General features: G+C 63.4%; 22 protein-coding genes and 1 pseudogene. 5 read left to right on the forward strand and 18 right to left on the reverse strand.

The annotated features are described in order from the left end of the window. Positions 1 to 2 precede the first annotated feature (2 nt). The 12 genes and pseudogenes from AC1ROT_RS03330 to AC1ROT_RS03385 form a co-directional block, all read right to left on the reverse strand. Positions 3 to 1,121, reverse strand: coding sequence for a pentapeptide repeat-containing protein (locus AC1ROT_RS03330; protein WP_493001127.1), 1,119 nt, complete (start codon positions 1,119 to 1,121; stop codon positions 3 to 5). Positions 1,122 to 1,362: 241 nt separating this feature from the next. Beyond that, positions 1,363 to 2,760, reverse strand: a complete 1,398-nt coding sequence (locus tag AC1ROT_RS03335; RefSeq protein WP_492997207.1) for an NAD(P)(+) transhydrogenase (Re/Si-specific) subunit beta — start codon at positions 2,758 to 2,760, stop codon at positions 1,363 to 1,365. A 10-nt stretch (positions 2,761 to 2,770) separates the two neighbouring features. Continuing rightward, a pseudogene (locus AC1ROT_RS03340) lies at positions 2,771 to 3,052 on the reverse strand (proton-translocating transhydrogenase family protein); the annotation flags it as partial. Positions 3,053 to 3,072: 20 nt separating this feature from the next. Beyond that, the gene (locus AC1ROT_RS03345; RefSeq protein ID WP_492970143.1) at positions 3,073 to 4,224 is read right to left on the reverse strand and encodes a Re/Si-specific NAD(P)(+) transhydrogenase subunit alpha; all 1,152 of its coding nucleotides are present in this window, start codon (positions 4,222 to 4,224) and stop codon (positions 3,073 to 3,075) included. Positions 4,225 to 4,284: 60 nt separating this feature from the next. Continuing rightward, entirely contained in the window at positions 4,285 to 4,422 is a 138-nt protein-coding gene (locus AC1ROT_RS03350; protein WP_492970142.1) for an aa3-type cytochrome c oxidase subunit IV, read from the reverse strand. Between the two features lie 119 nt (positions 4,423 to 4,541). Further along, entirely contained in the window at positions 4,542 to 5,294 is a 753-nt protein-coding gene (locus tag AC1ROT_RS03355) for a putative metalloprotease CJM1_0395 family protein (RefSeq protein WP_492997208.1), read from the reverse strand. A 47-nt stretch (positions 5,295 to 5,341) separates the two neighbouring features. Beyond that, on the reverse strand, positions 5,342 to 5,542 hold the full coding sequence (locus AC1ROT_RS03360) for a hypothetical protein (protein WP_492970140.1): 201 nt from the start codon (positions 5,540 to 5,542) through the stop codon (positions 5,342 to 5,344). Between the two features lie 56 nt (positions 5,543 to 5,598). Continuing rightward, entirely contained in the window at positions 5,599 to 6,948 is a 1,350-nt protein-coding gene (locus AC1ROT_RS03365) for an ABC1 kinase family protein (protein WP_492997209.1), read from the reverse strand. Then, positions 6,949 to 8,760: a M3 family oligoendopeptidase gene (locus AC1ROT_RS03370; RefSeq protein WP_492997210.1), complete on the reverse strand. Its 1,812-nt coding sequence runs from the start codon at positions 8,758 to 8,760 to the stop codon at positions 6,949 to 6,951. An 81-nt stretch (positions 8,761 to 8,841) separates the two neighbouring features. Continuing rightward, positions 8,842 to 9,279, reverse strand: coding sequence for a PaaI family thioesterase (locus tag AC1ROT_RS03375; protein ID WP_492997211.1), 438 nt, complete (start codon positions 9,277 to 9,279; stop codon positions 8,842 to 8,844). After that, complete coding sequence (locus AC1ROT_RS03380) at positions 9,276 to 9,788, reverse strand: PaaI family thioesterase (RefSeq protein ID WP_492997212.1); 513 nt, start codon at positions 9,786 to 9,788, stop codon at positions 9,276 to 9,278. Before AC1ROT_RS03380 ends, AC1ROT_RS03375 begins: the two co-directional genes overlap by 4 nt. A gap of 12 nt (positions 9,789 to 9,800) precedes the next feature. Next, the gene (locus AC1ROT_RS03385; protein WP_492970135.1) at positions 9,801 to 10,784 is read right to left on the reverse strand and encodes an NAD-dependent epimerase/dehydratase family protein; all 984 of its coding nucleotides are present in this window, start codon (positions 10,782 to 10,784) and stop codon (positions 9,801 to 9,803) included. Between the two features lie 237 nt (positions 10,785 to 11,021). Here AC1ROT_RS03385 and AC1ROT_RS03390 point away from each other — a divergent pair, with 237 nt between their 5' ends. The 3 genes from AC1ROT_RS03390 (at position 11,022) to AC1ROT_RS03400 (ending at position 16,005) form a co-directional block, all read left to right on the forward strand. Beyond that, a complete protein-coding gene (locus AC1ROT_RS03390) occupies positions 11,022 to 14,513 on the forward strand; it encodes an indolepyruvate ferredoxin oxidoreductase family protein (protein WP_492997213.1) in 3,492 nt (1,163 codons plus the stop codon). Positions 14,514 to 14,619: 106 nt separating this feature from the next. Then, positions 14,620 to 15,477, forward strand: coding sequence for an alpha/beta hydrolase family protein (locus AC1ROT_RS03395; protein ID WP_492997214.1), 858 nt, complete (start codon positions 14,620 to 14,622; stop codon positions 15,475 to 15,477). Positions 15,478 to 15,516: 39 nt separating this feature from the next. Further along, positions 15,517 to 16,005, forward strand: coding sequence for a GNAT family N-acetyltransferase (locus AC1ROT_RS03400; protein ID WP_492997215.1), 489 nt, complete (start codon positions 15,517 to 15,519; stop codon positions 16,003 to 16,005). Positions 16,006 to 16,014: 9 nt separating this feature from the next. On the opposite strand, the gene AC1ROT_RS03405 is transcribed toward AC1ROT_RS03400, so the two are convergent. From AC1ROT_RS03405 to AC1ROT_RS03425, 5 genes are all read right to left on the reverse strand, one after another. Continuing rightward, the gene (locus AC1ROT_RS03405) at positions 16,015 to 16,413 is read right to left on the reverse strand and encodes a hypothetical protein (protein ID WP_492970131.1); all 399 of its coding nucleotides are present in this window, start codon (positions 16,411 to 16,413) and stop codon (positions 16,015 to 16,017) included. A gap of 2 nt (positions 16,414 to 16,415) precedes the next feature. Beyond that, positions 16,416 to 16,700 (reverse strand): DUF2312 domain-containing protein, encoded by a 285-nt coding sequence (locus tag AC1ROT_RS03410; RefSeq protein ID WP_492970130.1) that lies wholly within the window; start codon positions 16,698 to 16,700, stop codon positions 16,416 to 16,418. Positions 16,701 to 16,840: 140 nt separating this feature from the next. After that, positions 16,841 to 17,155: a DUF1244 domain-containing protein gene (locus AC1ROT_RS03415; protein ID WP_492997216.1), complete on the reverse strand. Its 315-nt coding sequence runs from the start codon at positions 17,153 to 17,155 to the stop codon at positions 16,841 to 16,843. Between the two features lie 12 nt (positions 17,156 to 17,167). After that, entirely contained in the window at positions 17,168 to 18,307 is a 1,140-nt protein-coding gene (locus AC1ROT_RS03420; protein WP_492997217.1) for a carboxylate-amine ligase, read from the reverse strand. 22 nt (positions 18,308 to 18,329) lie between these two features. Beyond that, entirely contained in the window at positions 18,330 to 19,115 is a 786-nt protein-coding gene (locus tag AC1ROT_RS03425; RefSeq protein WP_492997218.1) for an N-formylglutamate amidohydrolase, read from the reverse strand. Between the two features lie 133 nt (positions 19,116 to 19,248). On the opposite strand from AC1ROT_RS03425, the gene AC1ROT_RS03430 reads away from it, so the two are divergent. Together AC1ROT_RS03430 and AC1ROT_RS03435 are read left to right on the forward strand one after the other, a co-directional pair. Then, positions 19,249 to 20,526, forward strand: a complete 1,278-nt coding sequence (locus AC1ROT_RS03430; protein ID WP_492997219.1) for a ferredoxin--NADP reductase domain-containing protein — start codon at positions 19,249 to 19,251, stop codon at positions 20,524 to 20,526. After that, positions 20,523 to 21,188, forward strand: a complete 666-nt coding sequence (locus tag AC1ROT_RS03435; RefSeq protein ID WP_492997220.1) for a glutathione S-transferase family protein — start codon at positions 20,523 to 20,525, stop codon at positions 21,186 to 21,188. Before AC1ROT_RS03430 ends, AC1ROT_RS03435 begins: the two co-directional genes overlap by 4 nt. Here the strand turns inward: AC1ROT_RS03435 and AC1ROT_RS03440 are convergent. Further along, on the reverse strand, positions 21,185 to 22,057 hold the full coding sequence (locus AC1ROT_RS03440; RefSeq protein WP_492997221.1) for a hypothetical protein: 873 nt from the start codon (positions 22,055 to 22,057) through the stop codon (positions 21,185 to 21,187). The genes AC1ROT_RS03435 and AC1ROT_RS03440 overlap by 4 nt on opposite strands. Between the last annotated feature and the right edge of the window lie 35 nt (positions 22,058 to 22,092).

Here is a 22,092-nt window from a genome sequence, read left to right on the forward strand (position 1 = left end):
GGTCAGTCGGCAGTGCCGCTGTCGCGCAGACAGGAGGTCAGGTCGAGGCCATCCAGCTTCGCATTGGCCATGTTGGCCCGGCTGAAATCGGTGGTGGCATGGCGGCCGGTAAAGCGGCCATCGCCCAGGTAGATCGGCAGGCTGCCCGAGGCCGCATCTGACAGGTTGCCCCAGCGCAGGTTGGCCTCCACGAAGCGCGCGCCGGAAATCCTGGCCTGCGCGAAGCTGGCGCCTGCCAGGTTGGCGCGCACGAAATTCGCCATCAGCAAGCTGCAGCGGTCGAAGCAACAGCCTCGCAAGTCGCTGTCGGTAAAATCGGCACCATCAAAATTCATGCCCGAGAAATCGTGGTAGGCGACCATACGCCCCGAAAGATTGAGCTGGCGCCCATTCTTGCCGCCCGACACCATCCAGGTGCGATGCTGGTCCACTGCATCGGCCAAGTCAGCGGCGAAATCGTACTCTTCCACCAGCTTCTGGTTCTCGGTGTCGAAACCATCCATGCCGACGCCGCGGATCACCGCATCGGCGAAATTCGCGCCCACCGCCACCACACCGTCTACCGTGGCATTGACGATCTGCGCGTTGCTGAGATTGGCGCCCACCAGCCGCGTGCCGATCAGCTTGGAGTCGCTTAAATTCGCCCCCTTGAGATTGGCGTAGGACAGATCGGCGTTGCGCAGGTTGCTGCCGAAGAAATTCGCACCCGACAGATCGGCGCCCACCAGCGAAGCGCCGCTCAGGTCGACGCCCGAGAACTGCGCACGCGCGGCCGTGGCATATTCCAGCAGGCAGTCGGTCAGATCGGGGATTTCGCTGCCCACGCGGGTCTGCCCGCCGGGCCGCATCATCACGCCCCCGCGGAAATCCGCATCGATCAGGACAGCATTGTTCAGGTTGGCGCCTTTGAGATTCACGCCACGCAGGATCGCCTTGGTCAGGTTGGCGCCCTGCAGGTCGGCGCGAGCCAGATCGGCCCCGAACAGGTCGGCTTCCAGCAGGTCAGCACGCGACATACGGGCCGAACGCAGGTTGCTGCCCGCCAGTTTGGCCCGCTGCAAGGTGCGGCCCTCAAAGTTGGCGTTCTCGAGGTTTCGATGGGTGAAATCGAGGACCTGCATCACGTCTGCGCCCTCCCGCAGCAAGGCAGGATCGTACGCTATCAGATCTTGATCGGACAGAGAGGACATGATCGCGGAACGTGTTTTGTGTCTGGGCCTTTTTTCGCGCCCGTGTTTAGCACATTCCGCTCGCGTCAAAAGTGCAATGGAAAAATTATGATTTATAGAAATTCCAAACAAAAACGGCCCGGACTTGCGATCCGGGCCGTCTGAACGGGTGGGGCTGCCGCAGGCGGAAGCTTCAGAGTCCCTTGACGATGTCTTCCACCATCTTCTTGGCATCGGCCAGCAGCATCATCGTATTGTCCTTATAGAACAATTCGTTATCGATACCGGCGTAGCCCGAGGCCATCGAGCGCTTCACGAACAGCACGGTCTTGGCCTTGTCCACATCCAGGATCGGCATGCCGAAGATCGGGCTCTTCGGATCGTCGCGGGCAGCCGGGTTGGTCACGTCATTGGCGCCGATCACAAAGGCGACATCGGCGGTCTGGAATTCGGAGTTGATCTCCTCCAGCTCGAACACCTCGTCATAGGAGACATTGGCCTCGGCCAGCAGCACGTTCATATGGCCGGGCATGCGGCCCGCCACCGGATGGATGGCGTATTTCACTTCCACGCCCTCTTCCTTCAGCTTGTCGCCCATCTCGCGCAGCGCATGCTGGGCCTGGCTGACCGCCATGCCGTAGCCCGGCACGATGATGACCTTGCCGGCATTCTTCATGATGAAGGCGGCGTCGTCAGCCGAACCCTTCTTGTAGGGACGGTCGACCTTCTGGCCGCCGGCCGCCGCGGCGGTATCGCCGCCGAAGCCGCCAAGGATGACGTTGAACAGCGAGCGGTTCATGCCCTTGCACATGATGTAGGACAGAATCGCACCCGAGGAGCCGACCAGCGCGCCGGTGACGATCAGCGCCGGGTTCTGCAGGGTGAAGCCGATGCCGGCCGCGGCCCAGCCCGAATAGCTGTTCAGCATCGAGACGACGACCGGCATGTCGGCACCGCCAATCGGGATGATGATGGTGAAGCCGACGATCAGCGCCAGCACCGTCACCGCCCAGAACAGTTCGCGGCTCGGGTTCATGCAGAAGGCAACGACCAGCCCGACAATGACCAGACCGATCAGGGCATTCAGGAAATGCTGCCCCTTGAAGATCACCGGGCTGCCGGAGACCAGGCCCTGCAACTTGGCAAACGCCACCAGCGAACCGGAGAAGGTGATGATGCCGATCACCACGCCGAGCGACATCTCGATGCGCGCCGCCACCGTGATGACGCCGGCGGCATTCACGATGCCATAGGGCGCCGGATTGTAGAAGGCGGCCGCAGCCACCAGCACGGCAGCGAGACCAACGAGGCTGTGCATGGCGGCAACCAGCTGCGGCATCGCCGTCATCTGGATACGGCGGGCCAGCACGGTGCCGACGGCCCCGCCGATCACCAACGCCACCAGCACCCAAACGATGGTGTCGCTGAGCGCGCCGAGATTGGCGATGGTGGTCAGCACGGCAATGCCCATGCCGACCATGCCGTAGGTATTGCCCTTGCGGCTGGTCTCGGGCGACGACAGGCCGCGGAGCGCCAGGATGAACAGGATGGAGCTGACGAGGTAGAGCAGCGCGGTCAGTTGGATCGGCATGGCGCGGCCCTCACTTCTTTTCTTTTTTCTTGTACATGGCCAGCATGCGCTGCGTGACCAGGAAGCCGCCGAAGATGTTCACGGCAGCCAGGGCAATGGCAAGCAGGCCGAAGACCTTGGAGGCGTCGAATACCGCCGACGCGCCAGCGGCGATCAGCGCACCGACAATGATGACCGAAGAGATTGCATTGGTGACGCTCATCAGCGGCGTATGCAGGGCCGGCGTCACGCTCCAGACCACGTAATAGCCGACGAAGCAGGCCAGCGCGAAAACCGTCAGCAGCGAGAAGAAGGAATAAACCTCACCCATGATCAGTTCCCCTCTTTCAGCATCGCATGCACCACCTGGCCATCGCGGGTCAGGCAGGTGCCGGTGACGGTTTCGTCTTCCGGATTGAACTTGAAGGTCTTGGCGTCCTTGTCCCAATGCGGGCTGAGGAAATTCCACAGGTTCTTGGCATAAAGGTTGGAGGCATCGACCGGGACGCGGCTGGGATAGTTGGTATAGCCGACGATCTTGACGCCGTTGACCACCACGACCTCGTCGGGCTTGCTCAGCGGACAATTGCCGCCGGCTTCCACCGCGAGATCGATGATGACCGAACCGGGACGCATCGACTTCACCATTTCTTCCGTCACCAGCACCGGAGCCGGACGGCCAGGGATCAGTGCGGTGGTGATGATGATGTCCTGCTTCTTCACGGTTTCGGCCACGAGGGCCGCCTGCTTGGCCTTGTACTCGGCCGACATTTCCTTGGCGTAGCCGCCGGCGGTCTGCGAGCTGCGAGCTTCCTCGTCGTCGACCCAGACGAACTTGCCGCCCAGGCTTTCGACCTGCTCCTTGGTGGCCGGGCGCACATCGGTGGCCGACACCACGGCGCCGAGGCGTTTTGCCGTCGCAATGGCCTGAAGTCCTGCCACGCCAACGCCCATGATGAAGACACGCGCCGGGGCAATCGTGCCGGCCGAAGTCATCATCATCGGGAAGGCGCGGCCGAAATGGGCCGCCGCGTCCAGCACCGACTTGTAGCCGGCGAGATTTGACTGCGAGGAGAGAATGTCCATCGACTGCGCGCGCGTGATGCGCGGCATCAGTTCCATGGCATAGGCATTCACGCCGGCGGCAGCATAGGCCTTCACCTGGTCACGCTGCTGCAGGGCCTGCAGGCCGGCAACCAGCACGGCGCCCTTCTTCAGCAGCGCCAGTTCATCGCTGCCTTCGGCCGCCGTCATCGGCCGCTGCACCTTCAGCACCATATCGGCGTCGCCGATCGCGGCTTTGGCATCGGACGCAATCTGCGCGCCCATGGCGGTGTATTGGTCATCGGGGATATCGGCGGCGAGACCGGCGCCGGTTTCGACCACCACCGTGCAGCCAAGGCCGACGAATTTCTTCACCGTCTCCGGGGAGGCGGCGACCCGCTTCTCACCGGTGCGGCGTTCCTTCGGAATACCGATTTTCATGCAGATCCCCCCGAACGCTTAAAAACAAAGACGGCGCCGATAGGGCGCCGCCGGGCCGTCTTAAACCACGAAAATTGCCAGCAGGATGAGCAGCACGATCGTGGCAATCGAGCCCCAGGTGGTCATCTTCATGAAGCCATCCCAGGATGCCTTGTGCTGGCTGATGTCCATGGTGCCCATCTTGTGTTCTTCGGCCATAACGCCCTCTGTCTCTCAGGGATTGTCGTAAACGTTGAATCGGGCTGGGATATTACGCTGGCGTCCAAAGCCGGCACAACCCCTGCCGCAGCGGCGGATGGCCGGAAAGGCCTGCGAAATCAGGCGCTCAGGCCGACCAGCTGGCCCAGCCCCCGGCTGGACTGGCTGATGGCGTTGCCGATGGCGGCCTGATAGGCCTGCGTCGCCCGGCTGGCTTCGCCGGCCGGAGCAGTGCCCCCGCTGCCTTTATCGGTATCCTTTTCCGCCTGTTCGGCGCGCTTCTGCTCACGAATCTGGGCCAGAGCCTCCAGCCGCAAAGCAGCCGCAGCAGCGGCCACAGCGCGGTCGGCGCCGGAAGGATCGGCCGGCGCCAGAGCTGCGGCCGCCACCTGGGTGGCTTTCTGCAGGGTGGCCTCGGGGTCATTCTCCGCCCCGATATCGATGGCAACCTCGCCACTCACCGCATACATCTGGCCATCGGGACCGCGGGTGTAGCTGTAGGACGGCGCACCGGCATGGGCGCCGCCGACGGCCGCATGGGCACGCTCATGGGCGCGCACCTTGGCATCGATCTGTTTGAGTTCGGCGACCGCCTTCTGCTCTTCCTCGGTCAGCTCGCCCGGCGACTTGGCGCCGCTGCTGCGCCCGGAGGAGGTGCTCTGCTGGGCACCAAGCAGTGTGGCGCCGCTGGAAAGGCCGCCCGCGACCACCGGCTGGCGCGCCAGCGCCTTACGCTGTTCCGACGACTGCCCGGCGATGCCGCCGAACACCGCGGCGCCCGGGAATGTCGCCGGATCGAGAGCCGGAGCATTCCCGGCTTTCGCAGGGCTGGCGGCAATGGCCGACGGAAAAGATGACAGGCTGTCGATCATGCCGCCATTTTCAGGCCAAAGTGGCGCTCCGGCAACCGCAAATCGGTTCAGACCCGGTCCCGCCCGACCCGCTTCAGCGGCCGGCCGCGCAGCCGTCCGGGCCGGGCCGGTGGCAGCACGGTGTCAGCCTGGACGCCATGGGAGCCATAGACTTCGTCATCGCCGCTGCGGTGACGATCGAGGTCGCTTTCGAAGGCGGCCGGTTCATGGGTTTCGGGCGGATGGCTGGCAGGGGTCTGCGGCGGCATTTGCGGTCTCCTCTCCTCGGAGTGAAACCCACAAGGCCGGCTGCGGTTCCCGGGCTTCAGGCCGCCTCGGGCAGTTCCAGCTCGGCGGATTTCAGCGCCGCCGCCTGGCGTTTGGCCAGCGCCGTCGCGTCAAAATCGGCGATCAGGTCGTGGAACAGCCGGTGCCAGTTGATCTCGGCCTTCAGATGCAGGAACACACCCCCGAGCCCGATGGCGGCACGGTCCATGAAAACGAATTCACGTGGTGGCGTGACGCCACCCAGCGTTTTCAGCTTGCGGTGCACCTCCTCGGCCACCTCGCGGCCATAGACGCCGCTCTGCTCCATTTCCTGGATGCGACGCGGCCGGTCTTCCAGCAGCGGTGCATAGACGAACTCGGCCCATAGGTTGAGTGTGTCGATCACGTCATTGCTCAGGCCGGAGAAGCCCCAGGTTTCATAGGCATGCACGGCCAGCGCACGGTCATTGGTTGAGATGGCACGATAGAGGTCGATCACGCCGGCAACGAATTTCGCCGGAAAGATACGCACGCAGCCGAAGTCCAGCAGGTTGATGCCGAAATCCTCGCGCACCGTGTAATTGCCCAGATGCGGATCGCCATGGATCACGCCGCAACGGTAGAACGGCACATACCAGGCGCGGAACAGATTCATGGCGATGGTGTTACGGGTTTCCTGCGGCGCATCCTGGAAATCAAGCAGCCGCCGCCCCTCCAGCCAACTCATGGTCAGCAGGCGCTTGGTGGTGAGATCCGGCAGGGCGACGGGGACATGCACCTGCGCCTCGTCGGCCAGCATGGTGCCATAGAGCCCCATATGCCGGCTTTCGCGCTCGTAATCCAGCTCCTCGCGCAGCCGAGTTGCGATCTCGTCGTGGATATGGGTGGTGTCGATGGCGGCGTCGTAGCGCTTGTAGATGGCGAAGATCAGCTTGAGCTGCTTCAGGTCCGCCTCCACCGCCGATGACATGTCGGGATACTGCAGCTTCACCGCCAGCAGCCCGCCATCCCTGGCGGTGGCGCGATGTACCTGGCCCAGGCTGGCCGCTGCCGAGGCGGCGAGATCGAAGCTCTTGTACTTCGTCTGCCATTGGGGCCCGAGTTCGCTGACCATACGGCGTTTCACAAAGGCCGGGCCCATGGCCGGCGCATTGGCCTGAAGCTGCGCCAGCTCCTGCACATACTCCTTCGGCAGCGCATCGGGGATGGTGGACATGATCTGCGCCACCTTCATCAGCGGGCCTTTCAGCCCGCCAAGCGCGGCCCGCAGATCGGCGGCATGCCGGCCGCGATCCATCTTCACGCCCAATACACGCTCAGCCCCCAGCCGCGCCGCCAGACCGCCAACGGACGCACCGACCCTGGCGTAACGGCGGACCCGGCCCAGCGTGCTGTCGCGTTCTGACATTTAAGAGAGCTGTTCCAGCTCGTCGATGAAGCCGCCGATCACGTTCAGGCCCTTCGACCAGAAGGCCGGATCGGAGGCGTCGAGACCGAAGGGCTTGAGCAGCTCCTGGTGCCGCAGCGTACCGCCGGCCTTCAGCATGGCGAAATACTTCTCCTGGAAACCCTGCTCGGCATCCTGGTAACGGGCATAAAGTGCGTTCACCAGGCAGTCGCCGAAGGCATAGGCATACACATAGAAGGGCGAATGGATGAAATGCGGGATATAGCACCAGAAGGTGCTGTAATCCGCATCGAATTTCAGCGCCGGGCCAAGGCTTTCCTTCTGCACGCCCATCCAGATCTCGCCGATGCGATCCGGCGTCAACTCGCCCTCGCGGCGGGCGGCATGGACCTGACGCTCGAATTTGAAGAAGGCGGTCTGACGCACCACGGTGTTCAGCATGTCCTCGACCTTGGAGGCCAGCATCAGCTTGCGGCGTTCCGGACCGGCCGCATCCAGCAGGGCGCGGAAGGTGAGCTGCTCGCCGAAGACCGAGGCGGTTTCCGCCAGCGTGAGCGGTGTATCCGACATGAGAGGACCCTGCTCGGCGGCCAGCAACTGGTGCACGCCATGGCCCAGTTCATGGGCCAGCGTCATCACGTCGCGCGTGCGGCCCTGGTAGTTCAGCAGCAGATAAGGATGGGCGCTCGGCACGGTGGGATGGGCAAAAGCGCCAGACGCCTTGCCCGGCCGGGCCGGGGCATCTATCCAGGCATTGTCGAAGAATTTCCGGCCCAGATCGGCGAGCTGGGGCGAGAAGCGGCCATAGGCCTTCAGCACGATGTCGCGTGCCTCATCCCAGCTGATGACCCGGTCGTTGTCCTCGGGCAGCGGGGCATTGCGGTCCCACCAGTTCAGCTTCTTGGTACCCATCCACTGGGCCTTCAGCTTGTAATAGCGGTGCGAAAGTTTTGGATACGCGGCGGTGACCGCATCGGTCAGCGCGTTGACGACTTCGGGCTCGACGCAGTTGGACAGATGGCGATAGGCCTCGGGCGTCGGATACTTGCGCCAGCGGTCTTCGACTTCCTTGTCCTTGGCCAGCGTGTTGGTGATCAGCGCGAACAGCCGCACATTCTGCTTGAAGACTTTCGCCAGAGTCTTGCCGGCCAGCTTGCGGGTCTTTGGGTCCGTATCGGACAGCTTGTGCAGCACCTGTTCGGCGGTCAACTGCTCCTTGCCATAGGGGAAGCGCAGGCCGGCCATGGTCTCATCGAACAGGCGATTCCAGGCGGCCCGACCGGCCACGGCCTTTTCATGGAGAAGCCGTTCCAGCTCATCCTCCAGCTGATGCTCGCGGAACAGCCGCAGGTCGCGCAGCCAGGGCTTGTAATGCGAGAGCCTGGCCGAGGCCGCGTATTTCTGCTCCAGCGCTGCGTCCTCGATGCGGTTCAGCTCCAGCGTCAGGAACAGCAGCTTGGTGGTGATGTCGTTCAGCTTCTCCTGCATGTCCTGGTAGAAGCCGGCGACCTTGGGATCGGCCATGTCGCCGGCATAGGCCAGCGAGGCGTAGGAATACATACGGCCGATCAGATCCTGCATCTGCTCGTATTCCGCAATCACGCCGGCCAGATCGTCGCCCGACGCCGTTCCGATCCTGCCCTTCCAGGTCTGCTCCAGCTTTGCCGCACCTTCGGCCACCCTGGCCAGATCGCGCTGCAGTTCGGCCGAGTCCAGGCCGGGGTAGAGATCGGTCAGATCCCAGACCGGCAGGGCGCCGAAATCGTTGGCGGCAACAGGGGCAGCGGGAGAAACGGCGGCAGGGGAAGCCATGCGGAAACCTCGTTATGCGGTTGCAGCATTATATGGGCGCTGAGTCCGGGTTTGACCAGCCCGAGCCAGGTAAAGCGGCTGTTATCCCAGCAGAAAATGCGCGTGCGCGGTCGCCACCGGCCGGGCCGGGTCGTCCTGCCAGGCCTCGGCGCGTACATTGGCGATACGGCGGCCATGCTTGGTGATGATGGCCCGTGCAAAAGTCTCGACCGGGCGGGCCGAGCGCAGATAGTCCACCGAGAGATCAATGATCTTCGGGATCGTGTCGGTGTCGCCGGCCCAGATCAGATGCACGATGGCCGCCGATTCCAGCAGGGCGCCGACCACGCCGCCGTGCAATGCCGGCAGACGCGCATTGCCGATCAGCTTTTGATCGGCGGGCAATACGCAGACCAGTTCGCCATCCCGCTCCCGCACATTCAACCCAAGGAAACGGAAATACGGCACGGCCTCAAGGAAGGGCGAGAAATCGCGCTTCGCCCGCGCCGCAGCGATCAGGGCCGGAAAATCCTGGCTCATGACGCCTGCCCCGGAGTCGGAATGTCCTTGGGCAGCGGCGGCTTGTCGGAAGAGCCGATCATGAAGGTGGCGACACAGCTTGCCACCAGATCGTCGGGGGTGTCCGGATGATAGGCGCGCGCCCGGATGAAGGCGATCGAACGGGTCAGCTTGTAGCATTCCGCCGTCGCATACAGGTCTTTCTGCGCCATTGCCGGCTTCAGGTAGTCGATGCGCAGGTCCAGCGTGGCAATGGCCTGCAATTTCCGCTGCGCCGTGAACAGCGCAACGAAAACCGCCATACCGGCGACGCTGTCGATCAGCGAGGTCACGGCACCCCCATGCAGCACGCCGCTGACCGGGTCGCCGACCAGATCGGGATTGTAGGGCAGTGACAACGTGACATGCTCACGCGTCGCCTCGCTCACTTTCACGCCCAGGGCCGCGCAATGCGGAATACCCTGCAGGACCATGGCTTCGACCACCTTCGGGTCGAAGCTTTCGGTCGCGATCTGCGGCACTTCACTCATGGCAGACTGGGCTCATCCGACCATGTTGTGATAGCGGCGATACCAGTCGACGAAGCGCGGGATCCCGACATCGATCGGCGTTGTCGGCTTGAAGCCCGTGTCACGCTGGATCGCCGAAATATCGGCATAGGTGGCCGGCACATCGCCTTCCTGCAGCGGCAATAGCTCTTTTTCGGCTTTCTGGCCGACCGCCTGCTCGATCAGGTCGATCATACGCAGCAGCGGCTCGGACTTGTTGTTGCCGATGTTATACAGGCGATAGCGGCGGCCGTGTTCATCGGCCGGCGGCGGATTATCCAGGGTCTTGATCACGCCGGCGACGATATCGTCGATATAGGTGAAGTCGCGCTCCATGTTGCCGTAATTGAACACCTTGATCGGGCGGCCTTCGAAGATCGCCTTGGTGAAGATGTACATCGCCATGTCCGGCCGGCCCCAGGGACCGTAGACCGTGAAGAAGCGGAGACCGGTCTGCGGCAGACCGAAGAGATGCGCATAGGCATGGCTCATCAGCTCGTCGGCCTTTTTGGTCGCGGCATAGAGCGAAATCGGCGCATCGACCCGGTCTTCCACCGCAAAGGGCAGCTTAGTGTTGCCGCCGTATACCGAGGAGGACGAGGCGTAGACCAGGTGCTCGCAGTTGGGCAGGCTGCGGCAGAGTTCCAGGATCACGGTATGGCCAAGCACATTGGCGCGGATATACGCGTATGGATTGGTCAGCGAATAGCGCACGCCGGCCTGGGCAGCCAGATGGATCACCTTGCGGATATCGGCGCCCTTGACCGCTTCGCGCACAAGATCGGGCTCGGCAATATCCACCTGATGGAATCGGAAACCCTTATGAGCCTGAAGCTGTTCGAGTCGTGCGTGTTTAAGGCGTGGATCGTAATAATCGTTCAGGTTATCGAGGCCGATCACCTCGTCACCGCGCTGCAGCAAGGCCTGCGCGACATGAAACCCTATAAATCCTGCGGCGCCAGTGAGCAGAATAGCCATGGATGATCCAGAACTTGATATTGCGGTGCGTTGACACCCCCGCGCTGTCTATCAGAATCAGATGAAAGAGCAACCCGGCCGCACCATGTGGAACACAGCACGTTTTAGTCCTCGACCCGGCGCCGCGAGCGCCCTATAATTAGGTAAGCAATACTGACCTATTTGAGCGGTCGCCGGAAGCGACCGCTCAGAGCGCGCTTTAAAGAGTTCAGAGCTAAGGTATCGGGAGGATATCGAATGCTGGCGAATGTCACGCTGGACGATAAATACACCCTCGAACGCGGTCGTGTTTTCCTGACCGGTACCCAGGCGCTGGTGCGCCTGCCGATGCTGCAGCGAAAACGCGATCTGGCCGCCGGCCTGAACACCGCAGCCTTCATCTCCGGTTACCGCGGCTCGCCGCTGGGTCTGTTCGACCAGCAGCTCTGGAAAGCGCGTAAATTCCTTAAAGCGAACCACATCGAATTCCAGCCCGGCGTGAATGAAGACCTGGCCGCCACCTCAGTCTGGGGCAGCCAGCAGCTCAACCTGTTCCCGAAGGCCAAATACGACGGCGTCTTCTCGATCTGGTATGGCAAGGGCCCCGGCGTCGACCGTTCGATGGACGTGTTCAAACATGCCAATTCCGCCGGCACCTCGCCCCATGGCGGCGTGCTGGCTTTGTGTGGCGACGATCATGGCGCCGCCTCCTCCACCGTGGCGCATCAGTCCGAACATATGATGATGGCTGCGATGATGCCGATGCTGCATCCGGCCAATGTCCAGGAGTTCATCGATTACGGTCTGCTCGGCTGGGCGATGTCGCGCTATGCCGGCGTCTGGGTCGGCTTCAAATGCCAGACCGAAACCGTCGAAAGCTCGGCCAGCGTCTCCATCGATCCCGATCGCCTGCAGATCAAGTATCCCACCGATTTCCAGATGCCCCCGGGCGGTTTGAACATCCGCTGGCCCGATGCGATCCTGGAGCAGGAAGACCGGCTGCAGCGCCACAAGGCCTATGCCGCCCTGGCCTTTGCCCGCGCCAACAAGATCGACCGCGTGGTGATCGACAGCCCGCGTCCGCGGCTTGGCATCATCACCACCGGCAAGTCGTATCTGGATGTGCGGCAGGCCATGGAAGACCTCGGCATCACCGAGGAGATGGCTGCCGATCTGGGCATCCGACTCTACAAGGTCGGCATGGTCTGGCCGCTGGAACGCGAAGGCGCCCGTCATTTCGCCGAGGGCCTGGAGGAAGTGATCGTCGTCGAGGAAAAGCGTGCGATCATCGAGAACCAGCTCAAAGAGCAGCTCTACAACTGGCGCGAAGACGTGCGGCCACGCGTCATCGGCAAGTTCGATGCCGACGGCAAGTGGCTGCTGCCCTCTTCGGGTGAAATCTCGCCAGCCATTGTGGCCAAGGCGCTCTATACATGGCTCAAGCGTTACGGCACCAATGCCCGCATCGAGGAGCGCATCGCCTTTATCGAGCAGAAAGAGCGCGAGACGGCGGCCAGCAGCATCGGCAAGACCCAGCGTACGCCGTATTTCTGCTCGGGCTGCCCGCATAACACCTCCACCCGCGTGCCCGAGGGCAGCCGCGCCGTGGCCGGCATCGGCTGCCATTTCATGTCGCTGTGGATGGACCGTTCGACTGCGACGTTTACGCAGATGGGCGGTGAAGGCACCCCCTGGATCGGTCAGGCGCCGTTCACCGAGGACAACCACATCTTCGCCAATCTGGGCGACGGCACATACTTCCATTCCGGCCTGCTGGCGCTACGCGCCAGCATCGCGGCCAAGGTGAACATCACCTACAAAATCCTGTTCAACGACGCGGTCGCCATGACCGGCGGCCAGCCGCATGACGGCCAGCTCACGCCCCAGCAGATCAGCCTGCAGGTCTATGGCGAGGGCGTACGCCGCATCGCGCTCGTCAGCGACGAGCCGGACAAGTATCCGGTCGGCACCGAATGGGCGCCGGGCGTCACCTTCCATCATCGTGACGATCTGGATGCCGTGCAGAGGGAACTGCGCGAGATCGAAGGTTGTACCGTCCTCATCTACGACCAGACCTGCGCCGCCGAGAAGCGCCGCCGCCGCAAGCGCGGCACTTTCCCCGATCCGGACAAGCGGGTGTTCATCAACGAAGCCGTCTGCGAAGGCTGCGGCGACTGCTCGGTCAAATCCAACTGCGTCTCAGTCGAGCCGCAGGAAACCGAGCTCGGCCGCAAGCGCAAGATCAACCAGTCGTCCTGCAACAAGGATTTTTCCTGCGTAAAGGGCTTCTGCCCCAGTTTCGTCACCGTGCATGGCGGCAAGGTCAAGCGCGCCAGAGTGAAGGTGCAGCAGAACCCCGAGAACGCGGCCGACGGCCTGTTCGCCAACCTGAAGGCACCCGAGACCGCGCCGCTGGACCAGCCCTACAACATCCTGATCACCGGCATCGGTGGCACCGGCGTCGTCACCATCGGCCAGATCCTCGGCATGGCGGCCCATGTGCAGGGCTATGGCACCAGCGTGCTGGACTTCACCGGGCTGGCGCAGAAAAACGGCGCGGTGCTCAGCCATGTGCGTATCGCGAAGAACCCGGAAGATATCCATGCCGTGCGCGTGGCGGCCGGCGGTGCCAATCTGGTGCTGGGTTGCGACATGGTGGTGGCAGCCGGCGACGCGGCGCTGGAGAAGATGCAGCGCGGCGCGACCCGGGCTCTGATCAACACGCACCTGACGCCAACGGCCGCCTTCCAGCTCAACCCGAACCTGCAGCTGGACGACAACCAGATGACGCAGGCGATCCGCAATGCCGCCGGCGAGAACCTGTCGGAATTCGTCGAGGCCACCCGCATTGCCACCGCACTGATGGGCGACGCCATCGCCACCAACATGTTCATGCTGGGCTATGCCGTGCAGCGCGGCCTGATCCCGGTGTCGCTGGACGCCCTGTTGAAGGCGATCGAACTAAACGGCACGGCCATCGAAGGCAACAAGACGGCGCTGAACTGGGGCCGTCTCTATGCCCAGGATGCCAAGGCGGTCGACGAGATCGCCCGCCCGGCCATCCCGGTCTCGGAATTCAAAACCTTTGCCAAGACCACCGACGAACTGCTGGCCGACCGTATGCCGCGGCTGGTTGCCTATCAGAACGAGGCCTATGCGCAGCGCTACAAGGCGCTGGTCGAAACCGCCCGCGCCGCCGAAAACAAGGCCAAGGGCATGACCGGCTTCGCCGAGGCGGTCGCACGCTATGCCTACAAACTGATGGCCTACAAGGACGAATACGAGGTTGCCCGGCTTTACACCGACGGCGAATTCCTGAAAAAACTGAACGCGCAGTTCGAGGGTGACTTCACACTGAGCTTCCATCTGGCACCGCCACTGATCAACCCGCCCGATCCCGAAACCGGCGTCGCGACGAAACGGCAGTTCGGTCCCTGGATGATGCGGGCCTTCACATTGCTGGCCAAACTGAAGGGGCTGCGCGGCACGAAGCTCGATGTCTTCGGCTACACCCACGAGCGCCAGACCGAACGCCAGTTGATCGCGGATTATTTCGCCCTGATCGAAGAGCTCTGCGCGAAACTGACGCCGGACAACCACGGCCTTGCCGTGGCGCTGGCGAAAATCCCCGAGGACATCCGCGGTTACGGCCATGTGAAGGTGAAGCACCTGAAGGATGCCAAGGATAAGGAAGCCAAGCTGCTGGCGAGCTTCCGCAACCCGGCGCCGCTGGCCACAGCGGCGGAGTAACCCGGGCAGAATAAACCGGATGTGATGGGATACCGCTGCGGCATGCCGCAGCGGTATAACCCGAAAGGTAATTGCGCCGCCCGTCCGGCCGTGGCTTGATCGCGCCATGACGACACCTGCCATTACACCCGAAACCATCCGTCTGCAGCGCAATGAAGGAACCAGCTTTGCGCTGACCGTCTATCCGGCCGCCGATGCCGGAGCGCCGGCGCTGCTGATCGAACCGGCGATGGGCGTGAAAGCCGGCTATTACGACCGTCTGGCGCAAGCTTTGCGCGAGGCCGGCTGCAACGTTGCTATTGCCGAACTGCGCGGCCATGAAGAAAGCGGCGGCCGCCGGCCCGGACGCGATTACGATTTCAGCTATCACGAGATGCTGACCGAAGACTGGCCGCTGGCCGTCGCCGCCGTGAAGGCGCGCTTTCCGCAGGCGCCGCTGTATCTGTTCGGCCACAGTCTCGGCGGCCAGATCAGCATGCTCTATGCGGGGCAGCAGCAGGCACAGCTTTCCGGCCTGATCCTGGTGGCAATCAGTTCGGTGCACTGGAAACTCTGGGGCTTCGGCTTCCTGCTCTACAGCCAGGCCGCAACACTTACCGCACGCCTGCTCGGCCATTTCCCCGGTCAGAGCTTCCGTTTCGCTGGCCGCGAAGCGCGCGGCGTGATTGCCGACTGGGCGCGGCAGGCGCGTACCGGCGATTTCATCCTGGGCAGCCCGCGCCTGAACCACAGGGATGCACTGGCCAGCGTGACACTGCCGGTACTGGCGATCTCGCTGCAGGGCGATTTCTTCGCGCCCAAACGCGCAACCGACGGCCTGGTCGGCAAGATGCCGCAGGCCCAGTTGAGCCGTCACCACCTCGATCCGAAAGCCATGGGCATCGACGGGGTCGATCATTTCCGCTGGGTGCGCAAGCCAGAAGTGGTGCTGCCGACCGTGCTGGCGTGGCTGAGCCAGCGCTGAAGCCTTGCGCAACCGGGCCGGATCGGCCAGAACCCGCCCATGCTGACGCTCAAGCCGCTCTACACCCCCTATCTGGAAAGCCTGTCTGCCAGTCCGATGACGGTTCTGGCCGAGCATCCAAACCGTGCCGAGGTGGCCGAAATCGCCGCCGAAATGGCAACGGCCACTCTCGACCTTTATGAGCGGACCCGCGCCACCGATCCCTGGTTGAGCTATTTCGCGCTGCGCGAGACCGATAATGCCTTGGTCGGTACCTGCGCTTTCAAGTCAGCCCCGGTGCAGGGCCTGATCGAAATCGCCTATTTCACCTTCCCGGGTTACGAAGGCCAGGGCGTGGCCAGCGTGATGGCGCGCGAGCTGCTGAAAATCGCCTTCAACGAATATGATGTAAAGGTGGTATTGGCCCATACGCTGCCGGAGGAGAATGCCTCGACGGCGATCCTGCGCAAACGCGGCTTCGCGCTGATTGAAGCGGTGGACGATCCCGAAGACGGCCCGGTCTGGCGGTGGGCGCTCGCGCGGCCGTGACGGAGTGACCTAGCGCCCCTCGTGGCATTTCACCTTAGTGGCTTCGCCACTGTCGGTGATGTCGCTTTTCTCGCGATAGATTTCCATGGTGCCGCGATTCTTCAGGCGGCACTCGCCCAACGGAAACCAACTCGATTTGAGCTGCACGATGATGACCTCGTTCGGCGCCAGACGATCAGGCGCGCAATAGCGGTTCACTTCGCGCGGCTTGGCGATCAGGGTCGAATTGACGCGGCCCTCGCGGCGGATACCGATCGGCCAGTTGTATTCTGTGAGGTTGGCGACCGTGACGCAGGCCTGGGCGTCTTCGTTGGTGAGCGGCGGCACCAGTTGTGGCCGTTGCTGCGCACCCGCTTCCAGAGCGAAAAGCGCCGCCAGTCCGCAGATCAGGCTGGCGGCGGCACGCATGCTTACTCGGCCGCTTCGGCGCCGGCGCTGTGATCGGTCGTCATGCCCAGCGCTTCCATATAGACCTGCAGCAGGCTTTCCTGCTCGGCCAGATCGGCCTTGTCGAGTTTGCGCAGGCGGATGACCTGACGCAGAATCTTGATGTCGAAGCCATGCGCCTTGGCTTCAGCATAGACTTCCTTGATGTCGTCGGCCAGCGCCTTCTTCTCTTCTTCCAGACGCTCGATGCGCGCAACAAGCTGGTTGAGCTGATCCGTCGAGAAGTTGCCAGAAATGAGTTTGGCCATGGCAGGCGACCTTTGCAAAACAGTGAAAACGCGGTTGGCGCGGATTATAGCCAGCGCGGCCCGCCCGCCTACCACTTGCTCTCGTTCGGCCGTCAGTTATCCACAGGAATGCGTCGCCTGTGGACAGATCGCGGTTATCCCTAGTGCTTGTGGGTTTTCTGCGATTCCGCGAAGGCCTTCTGCTGCTCCGGCGAGGCTTCCTTCTGGTATTTCGCCTGCCAGTCGGCATAGGGCATGCCGTAGATGGCCTCGCGGGCCACCATCTTTTCGATGGCGATGCCCTTGTCCTTGGCTGCGTCCTGATACCAGTTGGACAGGCAGTTGCGACAGAAGCCGGCCAGGTTCATCAGATCGATATTCTGCACATCGGTGCGCTCGCGCAGATGCTCCAGCAGCCGGCGGAAAGCGGCGGCCTCCAGCTCTACTTGCGTCTTGTCGTCGATTGCATCAGCCATCGCGGCCTCCTTTTAACCCGGTATTTCGAAATTCACCGTCTCGGTGATCAGCCAGTCGACCACGGTCTTCAGCGCTGCCGGCTTGTCCATGCCAGCATGTAGCGCGTCACGATAGACTTGCAACTGCCGCTGGGCGGAGGTGCCGCGCGAGAGGATACCCCGCGCCCGCTCTACTTCAGCCAGGCAGCCCATCGCCAGGGCCTCCTCACGCACCAGCTCGATCAGTTCCTCCAGCAGCCCCGCATAGGGCACCGCCTCGCCCTTGCCGAAATCGACCAGCTTGCCGGCGATTCCATAACGCTGGGCCAGCCAGCGGTTCTCGTCGATCAGCGCATTGGCATAGAGACGCCAGCGCTGGTTCTTCTGCCGCAGCCGCAGCAGTGCGGCCAACAGGCAGCGGTACAGCGCGGCGATGCTGATGCCGTCATCGAGTCTTGTACAAACATCCGTGACGCGCAGTTCCAGCGTGGGGTAGCGCGCCGAAGGACGGATATCCCACCACAGCTTGGTCGCATCCTCGATCAGGCCGGCCTGGGTCAGGCGGTTCACCAGCCGCTGGTATTCGCCCCAGGTCTCCAGGCGTTCGGGCAATCCGGTGCGGGGCAAACTGTCGAATACCGACAGACGGTAGGACTGCAGCCCGGTCTCCTCGCCCTGCCAGAAAGGCGAAGACGCCGACAGCGCCAGCAGATGCGGCAGGAAATAGCTGACCTGGTTCATCAGGTCGATGCGCAGGTCCTCGTCCGGGATACCGACATGGACATGCATGCCGCAGATGATCAGACGTCGCGCCACGCCGGCCAGGTCTTTCGCCAACCGGTCGTAGCGCTCGCGGTCGGTATGCTTCTGGTCGCTCCATTTCGCAAACGGATGCGTCGAGGCCGCAATCGGCGCCAGGCCATGCTTGGCCGCCACCTCGGCAATGGCCGAACGCAGGCGCACCAGATCGGCGCGCGCCTCGCCCATGTCGCGGCAGACCCTGGTGACGATCTCGATCTGGCATTTCAGGAATTCGGGATTGATCTGGCCGCCGACCAGCGACTCGCATTCGGCCAGCAGCGCATCGGGCGGCTCCACCGCCAGCACGCCGGTCTGGCGATCCACCAGCAGGTGCTCCTCTTCGATACCGATGGTGAAATCGTCGACCGCCATTCTTCCCCCGGTGCCGGTTGCGTCAGGCGGCGCTGACGGCCGGGCGCAGCAGCCCCGCCTCGGTCAGCATGCGGCGAAAGCAGCGGTCCAGCCGCCCCGCCCATTCATTGATCCCGGTATCGGTGCTGACCAGATCCTGCCGCACCTCGATCATCACATGATGCAGGCCCTTGTTCTGGCCATGGGCAAAGATCGAATAGCCGGAATGGTCCTTGCCGCTATAGGGCTCGTTGTCGCCCACCACCAGGTCGCCTTCGTCGCGCAGCGCCTTCAGCAGCGGCTGGGCCAGGCGGCCGTCGCGGTCCCAGACCACGCCGATATGCCAGGGGCGATCCAGACCCTTCACGCGCATACGGGGCGTGAAGCTGTGGATCGACAGCAATGCCGGTTCGGGCACGCGCAGGCCCGCCGCATCCAGCGTGTCGGCAATCGCGGCATGATAGGGATGGAAATACTTGTTCAGCCGGCGCTCGCGCTCGGCCTCATCCAGGTTGCGGTTGCCTGGCACGATGGTGCCGTCACTCACTTCGCAGATCAGCGTCGGATCGTCGGGCCGGCGGTTGCAGTCGATCACCAGACGCGACACGCCGCTCAGTACGGCCGGCGCATCGAGAGTCTGCGCCAGCTTCTCGGTGATTGCCGCGGTACCGGGATCCCAGCCGATATGGCGCAGCAGCTCGTCGTCCGGCAGGCCCAGATTGCTCATCGCTGCCGGCACGCGGCGCGAAGCATGGTCGCAGATCAGCACCGCCGGCGCGCGGCCCTGCGGATTGAGCACGCGGAAACTGGGAGGGTCTTGTTCGCTCATCGGTCGGGAAACGCTTCGGATATGAAACAGCCCAGCCGGCTGGGAGGAAATCCGGGGTACCAGGTTTGCATAACGGCGTCAGGCTGCACTAAGGTTGCGGCGACATTTTGGCAATCATAGACGAAACGAAGCCGTGCTGCACCATATCGCCATTGTCGGCAGTGGCCCTTCCGGGCTGTTTTGCGCCGATGCCCTGATCCGCCAGCGTCCGGAGCTGAAAATCGACGTGTTCGACCGGCTGGCCACGCCTTATGGACTGGTACGGTTCGGCGTCGCCCCGGATCACCAGGGCACCAAGGCGGTGACGCGGCAGTTCGACCGTCTGTTCGCCAACGAAAATGTGCGCTTTCTGGGCAACGTCGCGGTGGGTCGCGACCTGCCGCTGGCCGAGCTGCGCAACCATTACGACGCCGTGGTGCTGGCGCTGGGTGCCCATGCCGACCGGCCACTGGGCGTGCCGGGCGAGGATTTGCCGGGCTGTTATGGCTCGATGGCCTTTGTCGGCTGGTATAACGGCCATCCGGATTTCCGCAATCTCGAACCGCTGCTGGACCGCCCCGCCGTCGCCGTGATCGGTATGGGCAACGTCTCGGTCGATATCCTGCGCGTGCTGGGCAAGAGCAAGGCTGAGATGGCGAGCAGCGACCTGACCGCCCATGCGGCCGAGGTGATCAGCGCCGCGCCGCTGACCGATCTCTATGCGTTGGGCCGCCGCGGCCCGATCGAGGCGAGCTTCACCAGCGCCGAGCTGGCCGAGATCGGCCGTCTGGAACGCGTGCGGCCGGTGGTGAACAAGGCCGACCTCCCCGAAGGGCTGCCGCCGGGTATCGATCCCGCCGATCTGAAGGTGAAGGAAAAGAACCTTCAGTTGCTGCATGAATTCGCCGATCGGACCGACGACAAGCCGATCCGGCTGCATTTCCTGTTCCACCAGCGCTCGGAAGCCGTGTTGGGCAATAGCCGGGTCGAGGGCCTGAAGCTGGTCGGTCAGGACAAGCCGCTGGAGATCGGCACGCTGATCCGTGCCATCGGCTATTACACCGCCGCCGATGGCGACCTGCCGCAGAGCGATGATCGCGGCGTGATCGCCAACGACCAGGGCCGCATCGCGCCGGCCCTGTATGTGGTGGGCTGGGCCAAGCGCGGCCCCAGTGGCACCATCCCGACCAACCGTGCCGATTCAAAAGCCGTGGCCGATCTGCTGATCGCCGATTTTGCCAATGACACCACGCCGCCGAAGGAAGGCTCGGCAGCGCTGGATATCTGGCTGAAAAGTCGTGGCGTCCATGTCATCGACTGGGCCGGCTGGAAACGCATCGAAACGGCGGAAACCGCAAATGTCGTTCCAGGCGGCAGCCCGCGCGCCAAGCTCTGCGACTGGGCGACCCTGCGGGAAACGGCAAAACTGTGAAGCTCTACAATCTCGACGCCTCACCCTTTGCCGCCCGTGTGCGCATGCTGCTACGGGCGAAGCAGGCGACACTTGAATTTCTGAAACCGCCGGCGCCGGCCGAATACCGCACCATCACGCCGATGGGCAAGGTGCCGGCGCTGGTGCTGGATGACGGCAGCATCCTGCCGGAATCGGAAGTGATCTGCAGCTATCTCGACAACCAGCTGCCCGGCCCGTCACTGTATCTCGAGACACCATCCGAGCGCGCCAAGGTCACTCTGATCGTGCGTCTGGTCGATCTCTATGTCGCACCATCAATGCACGACTTTTTCATCCTGCTGTTCACCGACCCCACGAATAAGGCCGCCGTGGCGGCGCTGATGCCGGGGCTGGCACGTGGCCTGAAATATCTCGACCATTACGTGGCGCAGGCGGGCTGCGCCGCCGATGCGCGCTTCAGCCAGGCCGACTGCGCACTGGCGCCGATGCTGCTCTATGCAGCCGATGTACTGCCCGTGGCTACGGGGCAAAGCCTGCTCGATAAACGCCCGGCCCTCGCCGCCTACTGGCAGCGGATCCAGACCCACCCCATTGTCCTGCCGGTGCTGGATGAAATCCGTGTCGCACTGAAGAAATATCAGCCGATGCTGGATAAGATGCAGGCTGGCACCGCCGTCTAAAGATCGCCGATCCGGAAATCCAGGTTCAGCACCTTCGGATACCCCTGGGCATTCGGCGGCATTACCATCGGCTGTGCTAGGCGCATGGCGCGCAGGAAGGTTTCCAGCGCCGTGCGATAAGCGGCGGCCTCAGGTCTGCGATCACGGACGATGATGTCCCAGTTCTCGACCATCGCCCGCATGTCCCAGGGATCGTTCTTGCCGAACGGCGGCGCCATCATGCCGTTCGGCAGCACGCTATAGCGACCGTAGATACGGATATCGGCAAACTGCGGCGCGTCGAAATCGATCACCCAGGCATTCGCCACCTGACTCAGGAAGAAGTCGCTTTCCGACTGCGTCATTGTTTCGCCCACGGCACCGGCGGCGCCGGTGGCGGGCGCCTGCTGGCGGTTGCCGGCCTGGGTCTGTGACTGCCGTTGTGGCGACGGCACGGCACCGGGCACGCGCGGACCGATCTGCGCCGTGGGGACGTCCGGCTTCGGCTGGTCGGCAGTCTGCTGCTGGGTGCGGGCGCGCGTGCCAGAACTGGGCGGGGCTGTCGACCTGTCGGTGACCGGAGCGCCGCGCTGCAGGTTAGGAATCTGTGGCGGCGTTTCCGGCGGCCTTGGCAGTTCCGGCGCCGGGGCTGGCGGCGCCTGGACGGCCGGCGGCGTAGGCTGCGGGGGCGGCGCCGGTGCCGGCCTGGGCGGTGGCGGCATCACGAATTCGGCAATCACCGGCGGCGGTTCGGGCTGGATGCGCCAGGTCCAGGGTTCGAGCAGCATCAAGAATACAATCAGGCCATGCAGCAGAATCGACAACAGCGCCGCCAATGCCAGCCGGCGGTCGTCCCAGTCGCGCGCGCGATATTCGGAAAAACTGGCCATGGCAGAGACTTAGCGCTGACGTAGCGGCAGGCCAA

Source organism: Ferrovibrio sp. GW821-FHT12E11 (genome assembly GCF_058806975.1).

Excerpts from the sequence above, each read along its gene's own strand:
- AC1ROT_RS03330 (WP_493001127.1), bottom strand. The coding sequence starts at position 1,121 with ATGCAGGTCCTCGATTTCACCCATCGAAACCTCGAGAACGCCAACTTT.
- AC1ROT_RS03335 (WP_492997207.1), bottom strand. The coding sequence starts at position 2,760 with ATGCCGATCCAACTGACCGCGCTGCTCTACCTCGTCAGCTCCATCCTG.
- AC1ROT_RS03345 (WP_492970143.1), bottom strand. The coding sequence starts at position 4,224 with ATGAAAATCGGTATTCCGAAGGAACGCCGCACCGGTGAGAAGCGGGTC.
- AC1ROT_RS03350 (WP_492970142.1), bottom strand. The coding sequence starts at position 4,422 with ATGGCCGAAGAACACAAGATGGGCACCATGGACATCAGCCAGCACAAG.
- AC1ROT_RS03355 (WP_492997208.1), bottom strand. The coding sequence starts at position 5,294 with ATGATCGACAGCCTGTCATCTTTTCCGTCGGCCATTGCCGCCAGCCCT.
- AC1ROT_RS03360 (WP_492970140.1), bottom strand. The coding sequence starts at position 5,542 with ATGCCGCCGCAGACCCCTGCCAGCCATCCGCCCGAAACCCATGAACCG.
- AC1ROT_RS03365 (WP_492997209.1), bottom strand. The coding sequence starts at position 6,948 with ATGTCAGAACGCGACAGCACGCTGGGCCGGGTCCGCCGTTACGCCAGG.
- AC1ROT_RS03370 (WP_492997210.1), bottom strand. The coding sequence starts at position 8,760 with ATGGCTTCCCCTGCCGCCGTTTCTCCCGCTGCCCCTGTTGCCGCCAAC.
- AC1ROT_RS03375 (WP_492997211.1), bottom strand. The coding sequence starts at position 9,279 with ATGAGCCAGGATTTTCCGGCCCTGATCGCTGCGGCGCGGGCGAAGCGC.
- AC1ROT_RS03380 (WP_492997212.1), bottom strand. The coding sequence starts at position 9,788 with ATGAGTGAAGTGCCGCAGATCGCGACCGAAAGCTTCGACCCGAAGGTG.
- AC1ROT_RS03385 (WP_492970135.1), bottom strand. The coding sequence starts at position 10,784 with ATGGCTATTCTGCTCACTGGCGCCGCAGGATTTATAGGGTTTCATGTC.
- AC1ROT_RS03390 (WP_492997213.1), top strand. The coding sequence starts at position 11,022 with ATGCTGGCGAATGTCACGCTGGACGATAAATACACCCTCGAACGCGGT.
- AC1ROT_RS03395 (WP_492997214.1), top strand. The coding sequence starts at position 14,620 with ATGACGACACCTGCCATTACACCCGAAACCATCCGTCTGCAGCGCAAT.
- AC1ROT_RS03400 (WP_492997215.1), top strand. The coding sequence starts at position 15,517 with ATGCTGACGCTCAAGCCGCTCTACACCCCCTATCTGGAAAGCCTGTCT.
- AC1ROT_RS03405 (WP_492970131.1), bottom strand. The coding sequence starts at position 16,413 with ATGCGTGCCGCCGCCAGCCTGATCTGCGGACTGGCGGCGCTTTTCGCT.
- AC1ROT_RS03410 (WP_492970130.1), bottom strand. The coding sequence starts at position 16,700 with ATGGCCAAACTCATTTCTGGCAACTTCTCGACGGATCAGCTCAACCAG.
- AC1ROT_RS03415 (WP_492997216.1), bottom strand. The coding sequence starts at position 17,155 with ATGGCTGATGCAATCGACGACAAGACGCAAGTAGAGCTGGAGGCCGCC.
- AC1ROT_RS03420 (WP_492997217.1), bottom strand. The coding sequence starts at position 18,307 with ATGGCGGTCGACGATTTCACCATCGGTATCGAAGAGGAGCACCTGCTG.
- AC1ROT_RS03425 (WP_492997218.1), bottom strand. The coding sequence starts at position 19,115 with ATGAGCGAACAAGACCCTCCCAGTTTCCGCGTGCTCAATCCGCAGGGC.
- AC1ROT_RS03440 (WP_492997221.1), bottom strand. The coding sequence starts at position 22,057 with ATGGCCAGTTTTTCCGAATATCGCGCGCGCGACTGGGACGACCGCCGG.